The organism is Blastomonas ursincola, from assembly GCF_013607875.1.
GTDB classification, from domain to species: Bacteria; Pseudomonadota; Alphaproteobacteria; order Sphingomonadales; family Sphingomonadaceae; genus Blastomonas; species Blastomonas ursincola.
Genome location: NZ_VDES01000001.1, coordinates 1,049,360 through 1,068,388 on the forward strand (window position 1 = coordinate 1,049,360; position 19,029 = coordinate 1,068,388).

The window sequence follows — 19,029 nt, forward strand, 5'->3', positions numbered from 1 at the left end:
CGGCGGCCTCGTCGGGAGAGCACATAGGCTTCTCGATAAAGGACTGCATACTGTTTTGGCCCCTCCTGGCCAATACCGTTTCTGATGGTCCGACCATGGCTTAAGGGTCTTCTGCTCGCGTGGAGCGACGGCGCACCGGTGCTTGATGCGTACGGAGCCGGCAATAGCGCAGTGGTTGCGGCCACCAGTGCAGACCTGTCGCGGTCGCTTGCAATGCCCGCAGGACACTCAATCGGCGCGTTGGGTGATGAAGGGATCTCGCGGGAGGCATCTAGAAACCTGACGCCATTTTGTCGCACCGCTGTCACCCACCAGTTTAATAAAAATCAGAGGGTTAAGACACGGACGCGTTGTTGCCGATTCTGACCCGACTTGCCTCAATTAGGTGGCCCAACTGGCCCAATTTTGATCCGCCAATCCTTCCTGCAATCTGACAGTTCCGCCGGATGGGAGGCGGCTTTTGGGCGGCGGGCACGCTTGAAACATGGGCAGAAGAAAACTCGCTGTCGCATCTCACCATGAAACTAAGCGGGTTGGATCATGGCTAGACAATCCGGCCCCAACTCATTCCGCACCGTCGTCGAGGCCTTTCAACAAATATGCCGCGGTGACATTCAGTGCATCGGCCAGGCGCTCGATTACATCAACGCTGGCAGCGTAGCGGCACCGCTCAAGCGCGCTCACATAGGTCCGATCAATCCCTGCAGCATCGGCGAGTTCCTCTTGGGACAGGCCTGCCGCGCACCGGGCCTGACGTAGATTGTCCGCTAGGATTTGCCGCAGTGCCATTGCCAGTATGGCTGGCACGTGTTGTGTATTTCACAACGGAGTATACTCTACACCAGTCAGACCAACTGGTGATTGGCAAACGGAAAGGTCCTGCAATGCACTTTACCGATTGGGCGCTTTTGGCAAGCGGCGGCTTGATTATCGCCGGTATCGCGTATCCATCATTTGCCGCCGCAAAGCCGGGCTGGAAGGTTGGGGCATGGATCGGCGGCACCTTCTGGTCGATATGGTTTGGAATGGGCGCTCTGGCATATCTAGCCGGTGTGGTGTCAGTTTTCGGCTGGCCGGGTTTCCTGCTGGCCCTGCCCTTGGCCTTCCTGATTGGTCTTGGAACGACCGTTGCTGCAGGTCCCCGCACTCAAGTTTTGGCGTTACCTGGTCCTATCTTGGCAAATTTCTGGCTGCTTTCGTGATTGTCAACGCACTTGCCTGGTCACTTTGCGCCTCCTGGGCATTGTTCTGCCTCCTGAAAGTCCGAGACCGTCAGCCCAGAAGGCTCAAAGAATACGATGACCCGCTGCCGACGTTTGCGGCAGTGGAACCATTTGAAGCCGGAATGCCGGCACCTTCCTTGCCCCAATCAAGCCCAGTCCCGCCTTGGGAGTTCGAACCACAGTTAGCCTGTCCCGCGCGTGATGCCAATCGCGAGACACAGCTGCGCGAGCTGATGGGATTAGCCCTGACTGCCCCCACCCCCGATGCCGTTCTGGAGTTCAGTGCGTTTGCATCGCGTCTCAAACGGCTCGGTCCCTATAACATCATGATGGTCTACGCTCAGCGCCCAGGCGCACTGGCGGTCGGCTCGCGCAGGGAATGGGCTTTGGCTGGTCAGACGGTTCGCCCAGACGCTCTTCCTATTCTGATCCTGCGGCCGAATGGACCTATTGCCCAGGTTTTCGAGCTTGAAGACACCTTGCCGGTCCAGGAAAAGGACCCGCGCCGGAATGCCTTCGCGGCCACTGGCGAGTTCAAGCCGGAGACCCTCAACGCGATGGTGCGAAACCTAACCACGCCGACCAAGCGCAGCTTGAAGTTGGAAGTCACGTTCGCATCATTGGGTTCGGACTATGCAGGGTGGGTGTCTCAGCAAACTTCCCTTCCGCTGGAACCCGACCTCGTGATCCAAGGGCAACCCGGGCTGGACGCGCTGACGCCGGGTCACCTGAAAGGACATTGGCGGGTGATGATCAACTCCCGCCTAACACCCGCCGAACAGTTTTCCACGCTCTTACACGAGCTCGGTCACTTGTTCTGTGGCCACGCGGGCGCGTTCGATCAGGGCAACCCCCAGGCAGAAGAATATGGATGGCCCGATCGGTCACATCTCCCACATTCAGCCAGGGAAGTCGAAGCCGAGCTCGTCGCGTGGCACATATCCGAGCGCTGGGGGCTCGTGACCGGGTCGGCTCTCTATCTTCGCCCTTATCTGGAAGCTGCTGCCGATGAGATCCGCTGCATCGATCTCGATCGCGTTATCCGTGCCATTGCCAAGATCGAGCGGTTCATTCCCCGGGTTCCGCCGTCTTCCAAGCGAAAGAGCTGAAGTTTTTTCTGCCCCTGGTGGTATCAGCTGCATGTGCAATGGAAACCAAAACGATGACGGACAAAACAATTTCAGTCGCTTAGGCTTTTTGCGGTTATGGTTTCCCATACCGTTCCAACACTGTCGGGAGCGATTTTCGCTCACTCCGTTATGGTTTCCAATACCGGCAAACGGTGGGCGCTGAGCGCATAGCCATAGCGCTTCAACGCTGCCATTCCGCGGCGCGCACGCTTGGCGGCTCCGGAATCGGGCGGAGCACAATAGGCCCGCCATTCGTCACTCGGAGGCCGCCGATTGGCTGCTTTCCACGTCAGCTTCCAGCAGCGCGCTCGCGAATGGTCTGCCGCCTTCACTTCGAAATGCGCAGCCTTGGTGCAACAAATCAGGCCGCGATCTGTCAGTTCATCAAAGGCGTTTGTAACGGAATTTGGGTCAGACATGCCCAGCCGGTCCGCTGCATCACGCACGGAGAGATACAGGGAACCGTTGTTCTTGCCGTTCTCGATCATGGCCAATTCAAACAGCAGTGAGCGCGCCGTCGAGCTGAGAGACCTGTAAGCCTCCGATTTCATGACGGTGTGGGGTACACCGGTGAACCGGTCCATTCCAGGGTTGCGGCCCTTCTTGTTGAGCCTCCGACCTTTCGGCATCTTGGCACCCTCAGCCCGCAACCACCCCTCAGCCGTTCCCCTTGATGAAGGCTTGCAACTCCTCGGCCGGGATCAGGGTGCGGCCTCCGACGCGGACCACCCGCAAACGGCCGGCCGCGATGTGCGCATAGATCGTGGTGCGGCCCAGGCTCGATGCGGCGCAGGCTTCGCGGATGCTATAGGCAAGCTTTTGCGGTTGGTTCGTCATTGATCGTCCTCGCTCCAATGTGTTTGAGGATGACCTGACGGTTGTTGACCGAGGGATAAAGCCTTTGGGGGGTGCGCGAAACCTCCTGAGGTTTCCGAGTATCGAAGCAAATCAACGCTCTCGGCGCAGTTTCTTCAGCGCAGCGGCGCGGCGTGCCCTAGTGCTATTCAACTCGATCTCTTGGGCTTCTTCAGCCTCGATCTTGCGAGTAGCGCGCTTGATGGTCGATTCGCTTATCCCGAGGCATTCTGCCGCTTCCTCCCTGGCCAGCCAGACCTTCCCGTGGAGGTCCAGCTTGCAGGAAAACTCGGCAACCCGCTCCCTGTCTTTTCGGGTCGGAACTCTGCTTCTGGTGGAAGGCCGCCCTCCCTTGTCAGCCGGGGCGTCAGGATGATCGACCACGACAAGTCTGAACCGCGTCTGGGCCGCCGGACCCGCAAGGAGTCGCCAGAGCTCGAAAGCAACCTCGCGGTCCGGAATGCCCTGATGCTGCTTCAGATAGGCTTCCAGCGACGCGAGAGACCCATTCCGAAGATCGCGCGCCACCAGCATTGGATGGGCTGGCAACGATCCTCGTACGGCCTTTCCATCGGTTCTTCGAAAGCGCTTACTTCCGATCCCCGGCACGATGACCGGTCGTACTGGCTTGCCTTTCCTGGGCATATTCCTTGCTACCTGCGAAGCTCTTGGGAGCGGACAGCCTAGTCCAATTCCGAACAATATCGAACAGCAATAGCCCTTGTCGCGAACCCAATTGCTGGGTAGCTGAAAGGCATGTTTGAAAACGCGTTCAACAATATCGATCGGGCCATGCGTAACGACGAGGGCCTGGCGTCCGAGCTCGATTATGCCGAGCAGACCAGCTGGCTCCTTTTCCTCAAGTATCTCGATGATTTCGAGGCGGAAATGGAGGACGAGGCGGCGCTGGAGGGTCGCGATTACGAGCCGATCCTCGACCCCCAGTACCGCTGGGATGTCTGGGCTGCGCCCAAGAAGGACACCGGTGAGATCGATCACCAGATCGCGATGACCGGCCAGGACCTGGTCGATTTCGTCAACGGCGAGCTGTTCCCCTATCTCAAGGGCTTCCACGCGGCGGCGCACGATGCCGACACCATCGAGTACAAGATCGGCGAGATCTTCAACGAGATCATCAACCGCTTCCGCTCGGGCTACTCCCTGCGCGAGGTGATCGACATCGTCGACACGCTCGATTTCGGCAGCAGCAAGGCCAAGCACGAGCTGTCCGACCTTTACGAGACGCGCATCAAGCGCATGGGCAATGCGGGGCGCAATGGCGGCGAATACTACACCCCGCGCCCGCTCATTCGCGCCATGATCAAGGTGGTCGATCCCAAGATCGGCGAGACCATCTACGACGGCGCGGCAGGCTCGGCCGGTTTCTTGTGCGAGGCGTTCGAATACCTGCGCCGGCCGGACCTTTCCGCTGCCGAGTGGGACATTCTCCAGCGCAAGACATTCTACGGACAGGAGAAGAAGTCGCTAGCCTACGTGCTGGGTGTCATGAACATGATCCTGCACGGGATCGAGGCGCCGCAGATCCGGCACACCAACACGCTCACAGAGAACGTGATGGACATCCAGCAGGCCGACCGTCACGACATCGTGCTGGCCAACCCGCCCTTCGGCGGGGGTGAGCGCAAGGAGGTGCAGCAGAACTTCCCGATCAAGTCGGGGGAGACCGCCTACCTCTTCATGCAGCACTTCATCCGCAAGCTGAAGGCGGGCGGACGCGGGGCGGTGGTGATCAAGAACACCTTCCTCAGCAACACCGACAACGCCAGCGTCGAGCTGCGCAAGGAACTGCTTGCCAGCTGCAACCTCCACACCGTGCTCGATTGCCCCGGCGGCACCTTCCAGGGTGCAGGTGTGAAGACGGTCGTGCTGTTCTTCGAGAAAGGCGCGCCAACCCGGCAGGTCTGGTATTATCAGCTCGATCTGGGCCGCTCGCTCGGCAAGACCAATCCGCTCAACGACGATGATCTGGCCGAGTTCATCGCGCTCCAGCCGGACAAGACAGACAGCGCCAAGAGCTGGACGGTGAATGTCGACGATCTCGACAAGGCGACATGGGATTTATCGGTCCGCAACCCGACCGCGCCGGATGAAGCGCCATTGCGAGCGCCCGAGCAGATCATCGCCGACATGCTCGCCCGCGACGAAGAGGCGCGGCTGATCCTTGAAGAGATCCGGGGGATGCTGTGAGCGCTGCAGCGGTATTGGAAGCGCCTACCGTAATGGCTTGGCCTAAGGCTCCCTTGGGAGAATTGCTCGAAGTTCAGAATGGCTTTGCGTTTTCGTCGAAGCAGTTTTCCGAAAGTAGCGGGTTTCCTCTGATCCGCATTCGCGACCTCAAGGACAACGGCGCAACCGCTGTCGGCTTCCTCGGAAACTACGATGCGGATTACGTCGTGGGCAATGGTGACCTACTGATCGGCATGGACGGTGAGTTCCGGTGCTATGAGTGGGGTGGTGGCCCAGCGCTGCTGAACCAACGGGTGTGCCGGCTTCGCCGTTTCGACAGTCGTTTGCATCCCCGGTTCCTATTTTACGGTATCAATCGATACCTGAAAGAGATCGAGGACCAGACTTCATTCACGACGGTAAAACACCTTTCGTCCAAGACGATTAAGGGCATAGACTTTCCTCTCCCCGCACTGGAGCAGCAGAAGCGGATTGTCGCGGTGCTGGATCAGGCCTTCGCCGCCCTCGACCGCGCCCGCGCCCTCACCGAAGCCAATCTGGCGGATGCAGAGGAGGTTTTTGAGAGCGTTCGGTTTTCGATTTTTGACAAAGTCGAAAAATCACATCCTGCCAAGTCGCTTGGTCAGATATGTTCTCGTGTCTCGGTAGGGCACGTGGGGGAGACCTCGAAGCACTACGTCGAGACAGACGGGATTCCGTTTCTGCGCTCTCAGAACGTTCGACCAAGTGGGCTCGACCTCGATGGCACCCGTTATATTAGCTCAGAATTTCACTCGAAACTGAAGAAATCTCAACTCGTAGGAGGTGAGTTGCTATTCGTTCGTGTAGGCGCAAATCGCTCGGATTGTTGCCTCGTTCCGAAAGGCTTGGGCCCTATGAACTGCGCAAATGTCGTGTTTGCGAAGCCGGTCGAAGGAGAGCTTCAGTATTTGGAAGCTTTCTGCCAATCGCGGCAAGGAAAAGACCGTCTGCTAGGAATGACGACGGGCTCAGCTCAGGGAGTTATTAACACTAAGTCGGTTGCGACATTGAATGTGCCAATGCCCCCGATCGACGTGCAGCAAGATGTCGCGCAAAATCTTGGAAAAGTGAGGCAAATGACTAACGCTCTTGCGAGGGCATTTAGCTACCAGATCAATGATATCACCGACCTTCGCCAATCTCTCCTCCAGAAGGCCTTCGCCGGGGAGCTGACCTGATCTGATGCAGGAAACCGAAGCCGATACCCGCGCCAATCGCATTGATCCCCTGCTGCGCGCGGCCGGCTGGGGCGTGGTCGAGGGCGCGCATATCCGGCGGGAGGCAATCTGCCCGGGGCGCATCATGCCCGGCGGCCAGCGCGGCGCTCCGCTCTCGGCCGACTACGTCTTCGAGTATCGCGGCCACAAGCTCGCCACGATGGAGGCCAAGCGCTATGGTAAGGGCGCAGGAGCAGGCGTCGGTCAGGCCAAGGATTACTCGACCCGTCTGAAAGCCCGCTTCGCCTACGCCTCCGACGGGGCCGAGTGGTATGAGGTCGACATGCACACGGGCAAGGAAGGGGCCATCGCCCCGCCTTTCCCGACGCCCGACGAGCTGTGGCAGCGCTGCTTCCCCGCCGGCAATGCGTGGCGTGAGCGCTTCGGCGCGGTTCCCTTTGAAACCGGCGGCGGCAAGTGGCAGCCGCGCTACTACCAGCACAACGCTATCACCGCCGTGCTCGAGGCGATTGCCAAGGATCAGCAGCGCATCCTGCTGACGCTCGCCACGGGCACGGGCAAGACGTCGATCGCGTTCCAGATCGCGTGGAAGCTGTTCCAGTCGCGCTGGAACCTGACCCGCGAGCCGACCCGTCGCCCGCGCATCCTGTTCCTTGCTGACCGTAACATCCTCGCCGATCAGGCCTACAACGCCTTCAGCGCCTTCCCGCCCGATGCGCTGTGCCGCATCAGCCCAGAGGAAATCCGCAAGCAGGGCAAGGTGCCCACCAATGCGAGCGTGTTCTTCACGATCTTCCAGACGTTCATGACCGGCGAGGACGAGTTCCGGTTCGAAGGTTATGAGCCGGACTTCTTCGATTTCATCGTGATCGACGAATGCCATCGCGGCGGTGCGCGCGATGAAAGCACATGGCGCGGGATCCTCGAATACTTCGCGCCTGCCGTGCAGCTCGGCCTCACCGCCACGCCCAAGCGCGACGTGAACGCCGATACCTACCGCTATTTCGGCGACCCGGTTTACACCTATGCCCTGAAGGAGGGGATCGGCGACGGCTTCCTCACCCCGTTCAAGGTGCGCCAGATGGCGAGCACGATGGACACCTACACCTTCAGCGACGAGGACGAGGTGTTGAGCGGGGAGATCGACCCCGACAAGGAATATACCGAGGCGGACTTCAACACGAAGCTGATCATCGACGAGCGCGAGATGAGCCGGGTGTGCGAGTTCATGGACCAGATCGACCAGCGCCAGAAGACGCTGGTCTTCTGTGCGACTCAGGATCACGCGGCACGGGTGCGCAACTTCATCAACCAGGTGAAGACCAATCCCGACCCGCACTATTGCGAGCGGGTGACGGCGGATGACGGCAAGCTGGGCGAACAGCACCTGCGCGAGTTCCAGGACAACGAGAAGACCCTGCCGACGATCCTTACCACGTCGCAGAAGCTGTCGACCGGGGTGGACGCACGCAACGTGCGCAACATCGTTCTGCTGCGCCCCGTGAAGTCGATGATCGAGTTTAAGCAGATCATCGGCCGAGGCACGCGGACCTTCGACGGGAAGGACTTCTTCACGATCTACGATTTCGTGAAGGCCTATGAGCACTTCAAGGATCCGGCGTGGGACGGCGAGCCGGAGGAGCCGGTTTCTGGCCCCGGTAGCCCCAAACCGCCCAAGCCAGCCCCTGAGGACGAACCAGACGACGACGATACCATCATCGATCCCCTGCCCCCGGTCCAACGGGTCGTCGTGAAGCTGGCTGACGGCAAGGAGCGGAAGATCCAGTATGTCGCCGAGACCACCTACTGGTTCAACGGGCGACAGATCACCGCTAACGAGTTCATGGAGCAATTGTTCGGTGACCTGGGCACGATGGTCGCCGATGCCGATGAGCTCCGCGCTATCTGGATCGATCCCGACCGCCGCACTGCCTTCATCCAGCGGCTCGAGGAAATGGGGTACGACCGCGACCGCATGGACGACATGCGCCGCCTGATCGACTCACCCAAGAGCGACATTTTCGATGTACTCGCCTATGTCCGCTTCACCCTCGCGCCCCTGTCACGGTCAGAACGGGTCGAGGCGGCAAAGGCCAAGGGGCTGACGGGCTACGAGGCCGAGATGCGGGAGTTTCTGAGCTACATCCTGCAGGCCTACGAGCTCCAGGGCATTCAGGAACTGGCTCCTCACCGGATCAGTGACTTCCTGCAGATTCGCTACGGCGGGACCAATGACGCCAAGCGGGTTCTGGGGTCCATCCCACAGATACGCGGGGCGTTTATCGATATCCAGAAACACCTGTTTTCGTGACGGCCTGAGGGTTCAGAACTTGTCTACGTACCGGTGCGCTAGCTGAAGCCGGCAACTGCGCGTTCCAATCTTGCAACCTGTTGCGGAAAAGGCGCGGCAAACGCCTTGGCCAATTCCTGATAGTACCAGATGCTACCGTCTTTGCCGCCAGTGAACCTGTCCCAGATAGCCTCCCCAATCTGACCGCGGTCCGCAGCTATCGCCTCAGCATTGTGGGTTTTGTCCGCTAGCGAAACAAGAAGCGAGTCCAGGTCCTTCTGAGCAAGGCTGGCAAGGTATTGCTCCTTCCGGGTTCGCCAGGCAGGCTTTGGGGTTTGCACAGCGTCGGTACAGTCCATGACGATCCGGGCAACCCGGTCGCCAAACCTCAACCGGATATCTTCCAGCCTCTCCAACCCACCCTGATCCTCGACTGAATCATGCAGCAACGCAGCGATCGCCTGATCCTCGTCAGCCCCGAACTCCAGCGCAATCGACGCCACCCCCAGAAGGTGCGATATATAGGGGACATTGCTTCCCTTCCGAACCTGGCTGCGATGTGCTTCGCTTGCATAAGCCAGGGCGGCATCAAATCTCGCAGTCAGCATGATCGACAGCTTTCCAACTCCAAATCTGCACCATTGTTGGCTGCTTGCGCAGTCAGGCCACAATGGCACTTGCGAAAGATCATGCAAAGATTTCCTGCCGAATTGGAATGACACTGCGATCGATCGCGCGCGGGTTTGTGCAATAGATGGCCCAATCTTCCATCAGCCGTCGCCGTTTCTCGAACAGGTCGCCGCGCCGATAAGCACGCTCGACCTTGTTGCCGATGGTATGTGCCAAAGCCATCTCGGCAACCTCGTGAGCATAGCCCGTACATTCGGAAGCCCAGTCGCGGAAACCCGATCGGAAGCCATGTACCGTCGCATCGACCTTCATACGACGCAGCAGCATGGTCATAGCCATACCAGATAGCTTTCCACCGCTGGTCGCCGGAAACAGCCATTCCTTTCGCAACGCCTTTGCCGACTCCAGTATCGCTACGGCCCGCAGCGACAACGGCACGCGATGTTCCCTACCTGCCTTCATGCGGCTGGCCGGGATGGTCCAGATTGCCTTGTCCAAATCGACCTCATCCCACTTCGCGCCGATCACCTCACCAGTGCGGGCAGCGGTCAGGATCGCAAATTCCAGCGCCAGCGCGGCGACAGCCTTCCGCTCGTGCAGATCACCGATGAATGCCGGGATCGCTTCATAGTGCATGGCCTTGTGATGGCCGCGTGTGAGCCGGGACCGGGCAGGCAGGATTTGCGCAATATGGCCGCGCCACCGGGCGGGATTTTCGCCTTCTCGGTATCCGCGCGCCTTGGCGGCATCAAGGATCGTTTCCATGCGTCCCCTGACCCGGCTGGCAGTCTCCGCCTTGTCTTTCCAGATCGGCTCAAGGATTTGCAGAACGTGGGCAGTGCCGACTTCGGCAACGGGCAATTCCCCGATCACCGGGTAGACGTAAGTGGCCAGCGTGTTCTTCCATTGCTGCCTGTGCTTGTCATTGCGCCAGCTTCCCTCGTTCGCACCGATGTAGGTCTCCGCCACGGCCTTGAACGTTATTCCGGCAACCTGTGCCGCCTGAGCTGCTGAAAGGGCCTCAGCGGCCACCCGCTGGCGTTCTTCAAGGGGATCAATTCCAGCCTTCACCTTAAGACGCAGTGCGTCGCGGGCATCGCGGGCTTGCGACAAGGAAATGCCGTCCGGTCCAGCCGCGCCAAGGCCAATGTCGCGCGACTTCCCATTGAGCATGAATCGATAGACCCATGACCGGGCACCGCTTTCTTTCACCAGCAAATGCAGCCCGCCACCATCGGCGTGGCGACCGGGCTTTGCATTCTTCACCGCCAAGGGCGTGAGCACGTTGCTAAGCTTTTTTGGCATTATCGCTCCCTGTCAGGGAACCGAAACTGCCCCCAGATCACCCCAATGGCGTCGCGGCCTCGCGCTCCCAAAACTGTTCCCCGATAATAGCACGGTTTTATGGGAACACAATCGAACTCATACGGACGGTCGTTTGCAGAAACCAAGAGGTTTTCCCATGAATAATGATGTTTTTTGACTAAGATCGACTTCCATCGGCCCATAGTTTGGCGGACTCCGTCTCCGCCACTTCCTGTTCCACAGCCCAGCCCTGATGGTCAGCAGCCTCGAAGAACACCGGACTGTCTCTGCTGTTGCCTAGCAGAAGAGCTACCGAAATCACCTGGCGCGGTACACGCAGGCGTCGGGAGCGAGCCGAGCTGTCTGGCCCCAACGGGATGGATCCCCTTCAGGAATGCGCAGGGAGTGGCCATGCAGGAGTTTCGGTAGCAAACCCGCGTTCCGGGTCGGCTTGACTTGCCCCAGCCGACATCTGGCCGCGACGCCATGAGCCGGCGTCGTCGAGCAGAACCTCACATCTGGGCCGCAGGCGGGGATGAAGGACGCCACCACGCCACTATACCGAGTGGGTCGTGGCAGCTTGCGCATGGCTCGAAGCGCGCGGGCATCGCCTGCAAGGGGTTCGGACGACGCTGCTCGCAACCGCAAGCCAGGCACGTGGTCCTGTCACCGTTCCGCCGGATCAGCCCCGCCTGCTCGAACTCGCGCAGAATATCGGCAAACAGCGTTGCCGAGACCGGGTCGTGCGCGCGACCCGTCACGTTGCAAAACGAGCGATAGATTTGCGAGAGGCTGCGCTGGCTGTCGATCTCGAACCACAGCGCCTCGATGGTTTCGTCAACCTCGAGGCGGCTATGCCCATTGTGGATCATGCGGATATCGCCCCTCGAATCGGGATAGAAGCGAAACACCGCCGAGATCTCCCTTACCACTTCAGGCATAGACCCGCCTCAGGGCACAGTCGGACCAGTAGAGCACCTGCCGCACCAGCGTCAGCACTTCCTCCATATCGGGCTCTTCCAGCCCGAGGCCGAGCACACGATAGCGCAGATAGATGCTGAGCGCATTTTCGGCCTCAGGCGATGGCGGCATCGACCGAAGCGATCTGATCCGCCATTTTCCGAGTGGATTCGTGAAACCATGCGCAAAGCGGATGGCATCCACGCTATGGTCGATGATGTCGAACAGGCGCAGCAGCACCTCGGCCGGATCTCCGCGATCAACCATCCCTTCAAGATCGAGTGCGGCCCCGTCGATCTTGTGCATGCAGCGCTTGACCATGTAGCGGCGGAAATCGCAGGCCTGCGCGGCGGCAAGCAGCGCGCGATAGGCGGGTGTGTCGAAGAGCGGGACCGCGTTCAGAAGGCGATGGATCAGCAGCTCCTGCCGCTCGTCAATGCGCTCTGCGACAAAGTCGACGGGAATATCGAGCGCAGCAATTTCCGCGACCGGCGAGGAAATGGTCCCAGTGTGGAGATATTCCAGATCGATCCGCCGAGCTTTGCCGAAGATCATGTTGATCAGCATATGATCCTTGCGGACGACATGATCGATGCCGTCCAGCGCCAGCTCGCTGACGATCATGACATCGAGATCGGAGGTCTTGTTGCCAAATCCCTCCACCAGCGATCCTGCAAGAAAGATGGCTCCATGCTCGATGAAGCGCTGCGGTATTGCCGGGAGAAATTCGCCCATGTCGACGCCGAAGCGCTGGCAAACTGCCATGGAAGCATGGGTCGGTAGAGGATGAGTTGTGCCCTGCATTCTACTTGCGAATGACGCCAGGAGGGACAACAATCAAACTATTACACTGATACCGGACATTGGCTGCGGATGAATATCCGCAGCCAATACCACGATCAGGCGACCACGTCTGCGCGAAGCGTACGCAAGGTGGCGGCGAGTTCATTGAGACGGGATTCAACAACGTCGATCTTCTTCGTCACCATCTGCTTGCGATCAAGATATGCAGCGCGAGTCACATTTTCAGCCTTTGCCATCATAAATCTCCATTCGAATCATTGTTTTGAATATTGCCCGAACAAACAACTCTGACTACAGCTGAGTTGAATTAGCTACACCAGAATTGCCGGCAATGTTTGCAAGCAGCTTACATGGGCACTATACAAAACACCATCGGATTGTCAACAATGATTCAATAGCCGTATCGACATATTGAATCGTTTCGGCTAAAGATTGAGTATTGTTCATGTTCGTTACGGGGAGGTGTGCAATGACCGGCAAGGGTTCAGACATCCGCATGAGTCGTGCGGTCTACGATCCGGCGATCCGCGAGGCGCTGACGCTCGGAGAGGTCGGCCGGATGAAATCGGTTCTCAAGCGCGCCAGAAAGGTTCAGGCAGAGACCGGAAACCTCTCAGCCGGAATTGCCGACCTGGAGGCGGCCATCGCCAGGCTGGAGAAACGCTGACAATGGTCCCGCAGGCGGAGCTGCCGCATGCGCGCTTCTTCGGTTCGGCGGATCAGCGCGGGCGCGTACCCGTCAGCGTCGTCTGGGAACTGACCCGAGCCTGCGACCTGTCCTGCTGTCATTGCGGCTCAAGGGCCGGAAGGCGCGCACGTGCGGAACTGTCCAGCGTCGAATGCCTCGATCTTGTCGATCAGCTTGCCGAGCTCGGTGCGCGGGACATCGGCCTGATCGGCGGCGAAGTCTATCTGCGGCGCGACTGGCTGGAGATTGTTCGGCGCATCCGCCAATCGGGCATGGATTGCTCGGTCCAGACCGGCGGGCGGTTCTTCACTCCGGCCACGCTCGATGCCGCCATCGAGGCCGGCGTCATGAGCATCGGGGTGTCGCTCGACGGCGTCGGCCAGACCCACGACCTGCAGCGCGGGGTGCCGGGCAGCTTCGAGGCGGCGCTGGCGCTGCTGCGCCGGGTGGCAGGCCGGCCGATCATGGCGAGCGTGAACACGCAGATCAACCGTCACACGATGAAGCAGCTTCCCGAACTGCTCGATGTCCTGATCGCAGCGAAGGTCTCGAACTGGCAACTGGCGCTGACCGTCGCGATGGGCAACGCCGCCGAGAATGACGACCTGCTGCTCCAGCCTTATGACCTGCTCGCATTGTTTCCCCTTCTTGCCAGCCTTCATGACCGTGCTGCCGAACACGGCATCGTGCTGCAGCCATCGAACAATATCGGCTATTTCGGCCCCTATGAGGAAAAGCTGCGCCTGGTCGGCGATATCGCGGCGCACTGGACCGGCTGCAGCGCTGGCGACAATGTCCTGGGCATCGAAGCGGACGGCAATATCAAGGGCTGTCCGGGGCTGTCGCGCGACTATGTCGGCGGGAATGTGCGTGACGAGCCGTTGCGGCTGATCTGGGACCGCGCCGAGCGACTGGCCTTCACCCATCGCGCGACGAAGAGCGACCTGTGGGGCTATTGCGCGCAATGCTATTATGCCGAAATCTGCATGGCCGGATGCACATGGACAGCGCATTCGCTGATGGGGCGGCCGGGCAACAATCCGATGTGCCATTACCGCGCGCTGGAGTTCGCGCGGCGCGGCAAGCGCGAAAGGCTGGTCAAGGTGGCCGATGCGCCGGGCCATGCCTTTGACTACGGACGCCATGCGCTGGTGGTGGAGGATATGCCGCTATCCGGCCGGACGGTGCTGTCGTGACCGCCGGACGAGTCGCCCCCTCTCTGCTATTGTGCCGGTCCTGCCGGCAGTTCGTATGGCCCGAGGAGAAGGTCTGCAGCCACTGCCAGAGCGATCTGGCCAAGGCCGAACGCGATTATCTGTCGGCGCTCGATATGGCCCGCGCGGCGGCAGAGCGGCTCGAGGCTGCCCTCAACGCCGATCATCTGCCCCAACCCGACCGGCAAACCGGAGCCAGGGCAGCCATGGGCCAGAGAGCATCCGGCTCGTTTTCATGAACCCAGAAAGGGCGTGCCGTGTCCGTTCGTCAACCACGCGAAATGATCCTCGGGGCCTATATTTCCTACGGGACGGGGCATCACCCGGCCGCCTGGCGCATGGACCGCAGTTGCGCCGATGCGGCGCAGAACATCGATCATTATACGAGTCTGGTGCAACACGCCGAAGACAATCTCTTCGACTTCATCTTCCTGAGCGACACCCCCTCGGTGTTTGCAGATGACCATCTGGGTTATGGCAGCAGGGTTGTTGTCTTCGAGCCGCTGACATTCCTCGCCGCCATGGCAGTCCAAACCCGCCATATCGGGCTGATCGCGACCTCTTCGACGTCCTACAAGGAACCGTTCAACCTCGCGCGCGAATATGCTTCTCTCGATTGGATTTCGGGGGGACGCGCGGGCTGGAACCTGGTGACCTCGTCCAAGGCGGGTGCTGCGGTCAATTTCGGCCACGCCCCGCATGCCGAGCACGAGGCCCGATACGATCGTGCCGGGGAGTTTTTCGATCTGACCTGCCGCTTCTGGGACAGCTGGGAAGATGACGCCTTCCCAAGGGACAAGGCGAGCGGCCTCTTCTACGATCCGGCCAAGCGCCACCCCGTTCATTTCGAAGGGCAGCATTTCCGGATTGCAGGTGGCTTGCTCAACATCGCGCGCCCGGTGCAGGGGCGGCCGGTCATCGTCCAGGCGGGGGCATCCGCGACGGGGCGCGACTTTGCAGCACGGCATGCCGAACTCGTGTTCACCGCTTCGGGCAGCATCGAGGATGCCCGCGAATTCTATCGCGATGTCAAGGCACGGGCCGCGCGCCATGGCCGCGATCCGGATCAGCTGAAGATCCTGCCCGGATGCAGCCCCTATTGTGGACCGACCGCAGACCATGGCCGACGCAAGCTGCAGGACCTGCAGGACAAGGTGGCGCCGGGCCTTGCCCTGTCGATGCTGTCCGACCTGCTGGGAGGATTCGACCTCTCGCCCTATGACATCGACGGCCCGTTGCCCCCACTGCCCCGGTCGAATGGAAACCAGAGCCGCCGGGCGATGATCGAAAAGCTCGCCGCACAGCAAGGTACCACCATCCGCAGCCTGTACGAACGGCTGGTCGTCGCGCGGGGCCATTTCATGGCGATCGGGTCGTACCAGGACATCGCGGACGAACTGGTCGAGTGGGTGGCGACGGGGGCCGCCGACGGATTCAACATCATGCCGCCGCAGATGCCCGATTTCCTCCATGATTTCTCGCAAGGGGTCATACCCCTGCTGCAACGCGCTGGCTGGTTCAAGCAGGCCTATCGCACCGGCACGCTGCGCGACAAGCTGGGCCTGGACCGCCCCCGGCATCCCCGGGCGCGCGCTTCGGTGGAGTAGCGACAGCCCGGTTTCGCTTCGATCGAACCGGGCCGTGTCAGCCCGCTTGCGCCCTGGTTGCGAGGGCTTCGCCCAGAAACAGTTCGGTGACATACGGAATCTCGATCGTGCCGTCGCGACCGAACGTGGCGAGCAGATCCCAGATCGCCTGATCGACCAGCGCGCGTCCCCTGGCCCTGACCGCCGCGGCGACCTTGCTCGAGGAATGCGCCATCCCGAGAAAAGCTTCGCCCGTCATCTCGCGGATCCACTCCGCTTGGTGGACGCGGATACGCGTGAAACCCTGGGCCTCGAGCTCCTGGCGATAGTCGAACGCGCGATAGTTGCGGCTATAGCCGGGGCTGCTGCTTTCCAGCAGCGCTTCATAGGCGCTGAGGAATTCCGATGTCTGCCAGTTCCGGTTGTTCTGGATCAGGGCGATCGCCCCATGAGGCCGAAGCACGCGCCTTGCCTCGGCATAGAAGGCCGGTCGATCGAACCACTGAGCCACCTGAGCCGCCATGATGAGTGCCGCCGCGCCATCATTGACCGGCAGATGCTCGGCTTGACCACGGACGAATGCGATGCGCGGATCGTCGACGGCCTGCGCCTGTTCGAGCATGCCGGCCCCGGGCTCCACCCCCAGGATGCGCCACCGCCGATCGAGGACATGCGCCAGCTGCTGCGTGGCGATGCCGGTACCAGCGCCGACATCCAGCGCCAGCAGAGGGCCATCGCCCTCAGGTTCGATCGGCGAGACATAACGCGCCAGTTCATCGAAGAGGGACTCAGGGTAGCTCGGCCGAAACTGCCGATAGCCGCCGGCAATCTCGTCAAAGGCTTCAAGTCTTTCCTTATCCATTTTCTCGGTCCGGCATGAGGGCGAGAGCCTTGCCAAGCAGGCGCGTCGCATCGTCCAGTTGGTTCACCGGCACGGCCAGCGAGATCACCTTCCCGCCAGCTGCACTCAACCTGTCGAGGATATGGCCGAGCTCGGGAGCGTTTCGAGGGATCGGAAGGCCATGCCAGGGCAGGAACGAGGGTTCATGATCGTCGAAGGCCGATGCGCGCAGGGAGCTCAGAGCCTGTTCCCGATCGGCGCCGTCAAGGTCCAGCTCGCGAAAGACAGTCCGCTCGATGTCAGGCGAAACCTGGCACAACACGATGGCTGCCAGCTGCCCTGCGTTGCGATACGGGCGTCCATAGACCTCTCGCAGCCAGCGCATGGGGTAGGTTCGCTTTCCCGCCTTGTCGAACCGATCGCTGAGCTGCATCCCCCAGCGCCGCGTACGATAGGCGCAATCCTCCGCTTCATAGCGGCGTGCGGCGGCCGCCAGCGACGCATCGCCCTGCAGGTGGCCCTCGCAGAAGCTGGCATAGGAAGGCCAGGAACGCGTTTCCAGCGATGCATCCGGCAGGACGAGGAAGCGATCATTGGCAAAAGGATGGCAGCCCGTGTTCGCCAGCATTCGCGTCATCAGCGTCGTCTTGCCGGCCATCGAAGGGCCAACAAAGGCGACCAGGCGATCGCCGCAAGCCACCGCGCTACCATGCAGCATGTTGCCGGGCGGGCGATGATAGAGCGCCAGGCTGCGAATGGCGTGAAATATGCCCTCGGCGGCAAATCGCGCATCCACATCATGCCGCACCCCGATGCCCCAGCTGCGGGGGCCCATCCGTTCGATGGAGAGGCCGCGGGTCGGCCAGACATGCATCACGCGCGCAGCATCGGTCAGCCCGCCGAAATCCCAATACGGATGTCTGGTGCGGTGCACGGCGACCTTCTCGGTTGGTGATGCCGGAAGCGTCGCAACCCGGCGGACATGAAAGGCAAGGCCGTCGCCCGCAGCCATCGCCGCTGCCTCCCCAGGCGCATAAGCCCCCATGAAGGCGTGCGTGATGCTGGCGAATTCCGGTTCCTCCACATCAAGGCGGATCGGGATATCGAGGATCGCAAAATGCACGCTGTCGCCTCGGCCCGGGTCCGCCGCGGTGCCATGGGCAAGCAAGGCGGTTTCGTCGCGGATCATGCCCCGGCTGCCCCGTTGGGACAGTAGCGCCGTTCCGCCGCCGTCACCTCCGCATAGTCGAACAGGTCGAACACCTCTTCCATCGCCACGATCTTGTTGGAGATGCCCTGCACAGACCGTTGCGAAGAGACCTGGTTGCACACCTCGGACATGGCAGCCACGCTGGCCCGGATCATGTGATTGGCCCAGATGACAAGACCGAAGCCGGACGCTTCGAAGAGCTCGCAGGGCGTTTCGCTATAGGTCGTCGGGACAGCGATGAGCGGGGTGCGCCCAGCCCAGTGCAGCGCAAATTCAAGCACCTGATCGGCCGTCTTCTCTTTCGAATGGATCAGGATCGCATCGGCCCCGGCGAGCCGGTACCGTTCCGCCCGCTCCAGCGCCTCGTGCATGCCGGCACCGACGACAAGCGCTTCGGTCCGCGCGACGATGCAGAAGTCGTTCGACAGCTGGCTGTCCTTTGCAGCCCGGATCTTGCCGCAGAATTCCTCGGCATCGATCAGGACCTGGCGTCCGTTCACGAAGGAGTTCAGCTTCGGAAAGGTCTTGTCCTCGATACAGGCGCCGCCGACGCCCATCACACTCAGCCGGCGGACCAGCAGGCGAAAATTGTTGAAATCGCCAAATCCCGTATCGGCATCGACCAGGATCGGCGTATCGGTGACCTCGCGCATTCCCTGGAGCACATCGATGAGCTGCGTCGAGGAGACTTCGTTGCGATCGCGCTTGCCCAGCGCCGTCGATATCGAGAAGCCCGAGGCCCAGACGACATCGAATCCCGCATTGCCGACAATTCTCGCCGCCAGCGGATTATGGGCCTCCATTGCAAATGCCAGCCGATCCCGGGCGAGCAGCCGCTTCAACGCCGCGCCAGCATCCGGAACAGCGTTACCATTGCCGAGCATGC

At 60.8% G+C, this 19,029-nt stretch carries 21 protein-coding genes; 9 read left to right on the top strand and 12 right to left on the bottom strand.

Annotated elements, in window-relative coordinates:
* Positions 1 to 564: 564 nt before the first annotated feature.
* Positions 565 to 789 (bottom strand): helix-turn-helix domain-containing protein, encoded by a 225-nt coding sequence (locus FG486_RS04885; protein ID WP_181266645.1) that lies wholly within the window; start codon positions 787 to 789, stop codon positions 565 to 567.
* 95 nt (positions 790 to 884) lie between these two features.
* Here FG486_RS04885 and FG486_RS04890 point away from each other — a divergent pair, with 95 nt between their 5' ends.
* Together FG486_RS04890 and FG486_RS18340 are read left to right on the top strand one after the other, a co-directional pair.
* Complete coding sequence (locus FG486_RS04890; protein WP_181266646.1) at positions 885 to 1,202, top strand: hypothetical protein; 318 nt, start codon at positions 885 to 887, stop codon at positions 1,200 to 1,202.
* A complete protein-coding gene (locus FG486_RS18340; protein ID WP_181266647.1) occupies positions 1,199 to 2,332 on the top strand; it encodes an ImmA/IrrE family metallo-endopeptidase in 1,134 nt (377 codons plus the stop codon). The genes FG486_RS04890 and FG486_RS18340 overlap by 4 nt, the downstream gene beginning before the upstream one ends.
* A gap of 140 nt (positions 2,333 to 2,472) precedes the next feature.
* On the opposite strand, the gene FG486_RS04900 is transcribed toward FG486_RS18340, so the two are convergent.
* The 3 genes from FG486_RS04900 to FG486_RS04910 form a co-directional block, all read right to left on the bottom strand.
* The gene (locus FG486_RS04900; protein WP_181266648.1) at positions 2,473 to 2,937 is read right to left on the bottom strand and encodes a hypothetical protein; all 465 of its coding nucleotides are present in this window, start codon (positions 2,935 to 2,937) and stop codon (positions 2,473 to 2,475) included.
* A 73-nt stretch (positions 2,938 to 3,010) separates the two neighbouring features.
* Positions 3,011 to 3,190, bottom strand: a complete 180-nt coding sequence (locus tag FG486_RS04905) for a helix-turn-helix domain-containing protein (RefSeq protein WP_181266649.1) — start codon at positions 3,188 to 3,190, stop codon at positions 3,011 to 3,013.
* A 111-nt stretch (positions 3,191 to 3,301) separates the two neighbouring features.
* A complete protein-coding gene (locus tag FG486_RS04910; protein WP_181266650.1) occupies positions 3,302 to 3,742 on the bottom strand; it encodes a hypothetical protein in 441 nt (146 codons plus the stop codon).
* Positions 3,743 to 3,964: 222 nt separating this feature from the next.
* On the opposite strand from FG486_RS04910, the gene FG486_RS04915 reads away from it, so the two are divergent.
* From FG486_RS04915 to hsdR, 3 genes are read left to right on the top strand one after another with little or no spacing between them, the layout of a single operon-like run.
* Entirely contained in the window at positions 3,965 to 5,416 is a 1,452-nt protein-coding gene (locus FG486_RS04915; protein ID WP_181266651.1) for a type I restriction-modification system subunit M, read from the top strand.
* A gap of 32 nt (positions 5,417 to 5,448) precedes the next feature.
* The gene (locus FG486_RS04920; protein ID WP_277816968.1) at positions 5,449 to 6,615 is read left to right on the top strand and encodes a restriction endonuclease subunit S; all 1,167 of its coding nucleotides are present in this window, start codon (positions 5,449 to 5,451) and stop codon (positions 6,613 to 6,615) included.
* A 4-nt stretch (positions 6,616 to 6,619) separates the two neighbouring features.
* A complete protein-coding gene (gene hsdR / locus FG486_RS04925; RefSeq protein WP_181266653.1) occupies positions 6,620 to 8,926 on the top strand; it encodes an EcoAI/FtnUII family type I restriction enzme subunit R in 2,307 nt (768 codons plus the stop codon).
* A gap of 38 nt (positions 8,927 to 8,964) precedes the next feature.
* On the opposite strand, the gene FG486_RS04930 is transcribed toward hsdR, so the two are convergent.
* The 5 genes from FG486_RS04930 to FG486_RS04950 form a co-directional block, all read right to left on the bottom strand.
* Entirely contained in the window at positions 8,965 to 9,513 is a 549-nt protein-coding gene (locus tag FG486_RS04930; RefSeq protein WP_181266654.1) for an HD domain-containing protein, read from the bottom strand.
* Positions 9,514 to 9,592: 79 nt separating this feature from the next.
* Complete coding sequence (locus FG486_RS04935; protein WP_181266655.1) at positions 9,593 to 10,840, bottom strand: tyrosine-type recombinase/integrase; 1,248 nt, start codon at positions 10,838 to 10,840, stop codon at positions 9,593 to 9,595.
* A 512-nt stretch (positions 10,841 to 11,352) separates the two neighbouring features.
* Positions 11,353 to 11,781 (bottom strand): hypothetical protein, encoded by a 429-nt coding sequence (locus FG486_RS04940; protein ID WP_066279523.1) that lies wholly within the window; start codon positions 11,779 to 11,781, stop codon positions 11,353 to 11,355.
* On the bottom strand, positions 11,774 to 12,535 hold the full coding sequence (locus FG486_RS04945; RefSeq protein ID WP_181266656.1) for a hypothetical protein: 762 nt from the start codon (positions 12,533 to 12,535) through the stop codon (positions 11,774 to 11,776). Before FG486_RS04945 ends, FG486_RS04940 begins: the two co-directional genes overlap by 8 nt.
* Positions 12,536 to 12,699: 164 nt before the next feature.
* Positions 12,700 to 12,840, bottom strand: a complete 141-nt coding sequence (locus FG486_RS04950; protein ID WP_156447466.1) for a hypothetical protein — start codon at positions 12,838 to 12,840, stop codon at positions 12,700 to 12,702.
* A 233-nt stretch (positions 12,841 to 13,073) separates the two neighbouring features.
* Between FG486_RS04950 and FG486_RS04955 the strand changes: the two genes are divergently transcribed.
* From FG486_RS04955 to FG486_RS04970, 4 genes are read left to right on the top strand one after another with little or no spacing between them, the layout of a single operon-like run.
* Positions 13,074 to 13,271 (top strand): DUF1843 domain-containing protein, encoded by a 198-nt coding sequence (locus tag FG486_RS04955; protein ID WP_171007825.1) that lies wholly within the window; start codon positions 13,074 to 13,076, stop codon positions 13,269 to 13,271.
* Between the two features lie 2 nt (positions 13,272 to 13,273).
* Positions 13,274 to 14,488 carry a radical SAM/SPASM domain-containing protein gene (locus tag FG486_RS04960; RefSeq protein ID WP_181266657.1) on the top strand — a complete coding sequence of 405 codons (1,215 nt, stop codon included), beginning with the start codon at positions 13,274 to 13,276 and terminating at the stop codon, positions 14,486 to 14,488.
* The gene (locus FG486_RS04965; protein ID WP_137775986.1) at positions 14,485 to 14,745 is read left to right on the top strand and encodes a hypothetical protein; all 261 of its coding nucleotides are present in this window, start codon (positions 14,485 to 14,487) and stop codon (positions 14,743 to 14,745) included. Before FG486_RS04960 ends, FG486_RS04965 begins: the two co-directional genes overlap by 4 nt.
* A gap of 18 nt (positions 14,746 to 14,763) precedes the next feature.
* Entirely contained in the window at positions 14,764 to 16,113 is a 1,350-nt protein-coding gene (locus tag FG486_RS04970; RefSeq protein WP_206678369.1) for an NtaA/DmoA family FMN-dependent monooxygenase, read from the top strand.
* Positions 16,114 to 16,150: 37 nt separating this feature from the next.
* Here FG486_RS04970 and FG486_RS04975 read toward each other — a convergent pair whose 3' ends face one another.
* From FG486_RS04975 to aepX, 3 genes are read right to left on the bottom strand one after another with little or no spacing between them, the layout of a single operon-like run.
* Positions 16,151 to 16,954, bottom strand: coding sequence for a class I SAM-dependent methyltransferase (locus tag FG486_RS04975; protein ID WP_181266658.1), 804 nt, complete (start codon positions 16,952 to 16,954; stop codon positions 16,151 to 16,153).
* Positions 16,947 to 18,122 carry a hypothetical protein gene (locus FG486_RS04980; RefSeq protein WP_181266659.1) on the bottom strand — a complete coding sequence of 392 codons (1,176 nt, stop codon included), beginning with the start codon at positions 18,120 to 18,122 and terminating at the stop codon, positions 16,947 to 16,949. The genes FG486_RS04975 and FG486_RS04980 overlap by 8 nt, the downstream gene beginning before the upstream one ends.
* Positions 18,119 to 19,027: a phosphoenolpyruvate mutase gene (gene aepX / locus FG486_RS04985; protein ID WP_181266660.1), complete on the bottom strand. Its 909-nt coding sequence runs from the start codon at positions 19,025 to 19,027 to the stop codon at positions 18,119 to 18,121. The genes FG486_RS04980 and aepX overlap by 4 nt, the downstream gene beginning before the upstream one ends.
* Between the last annotated feature and the right edge of the window lie 2 nt (positions 19,028 to 19,029).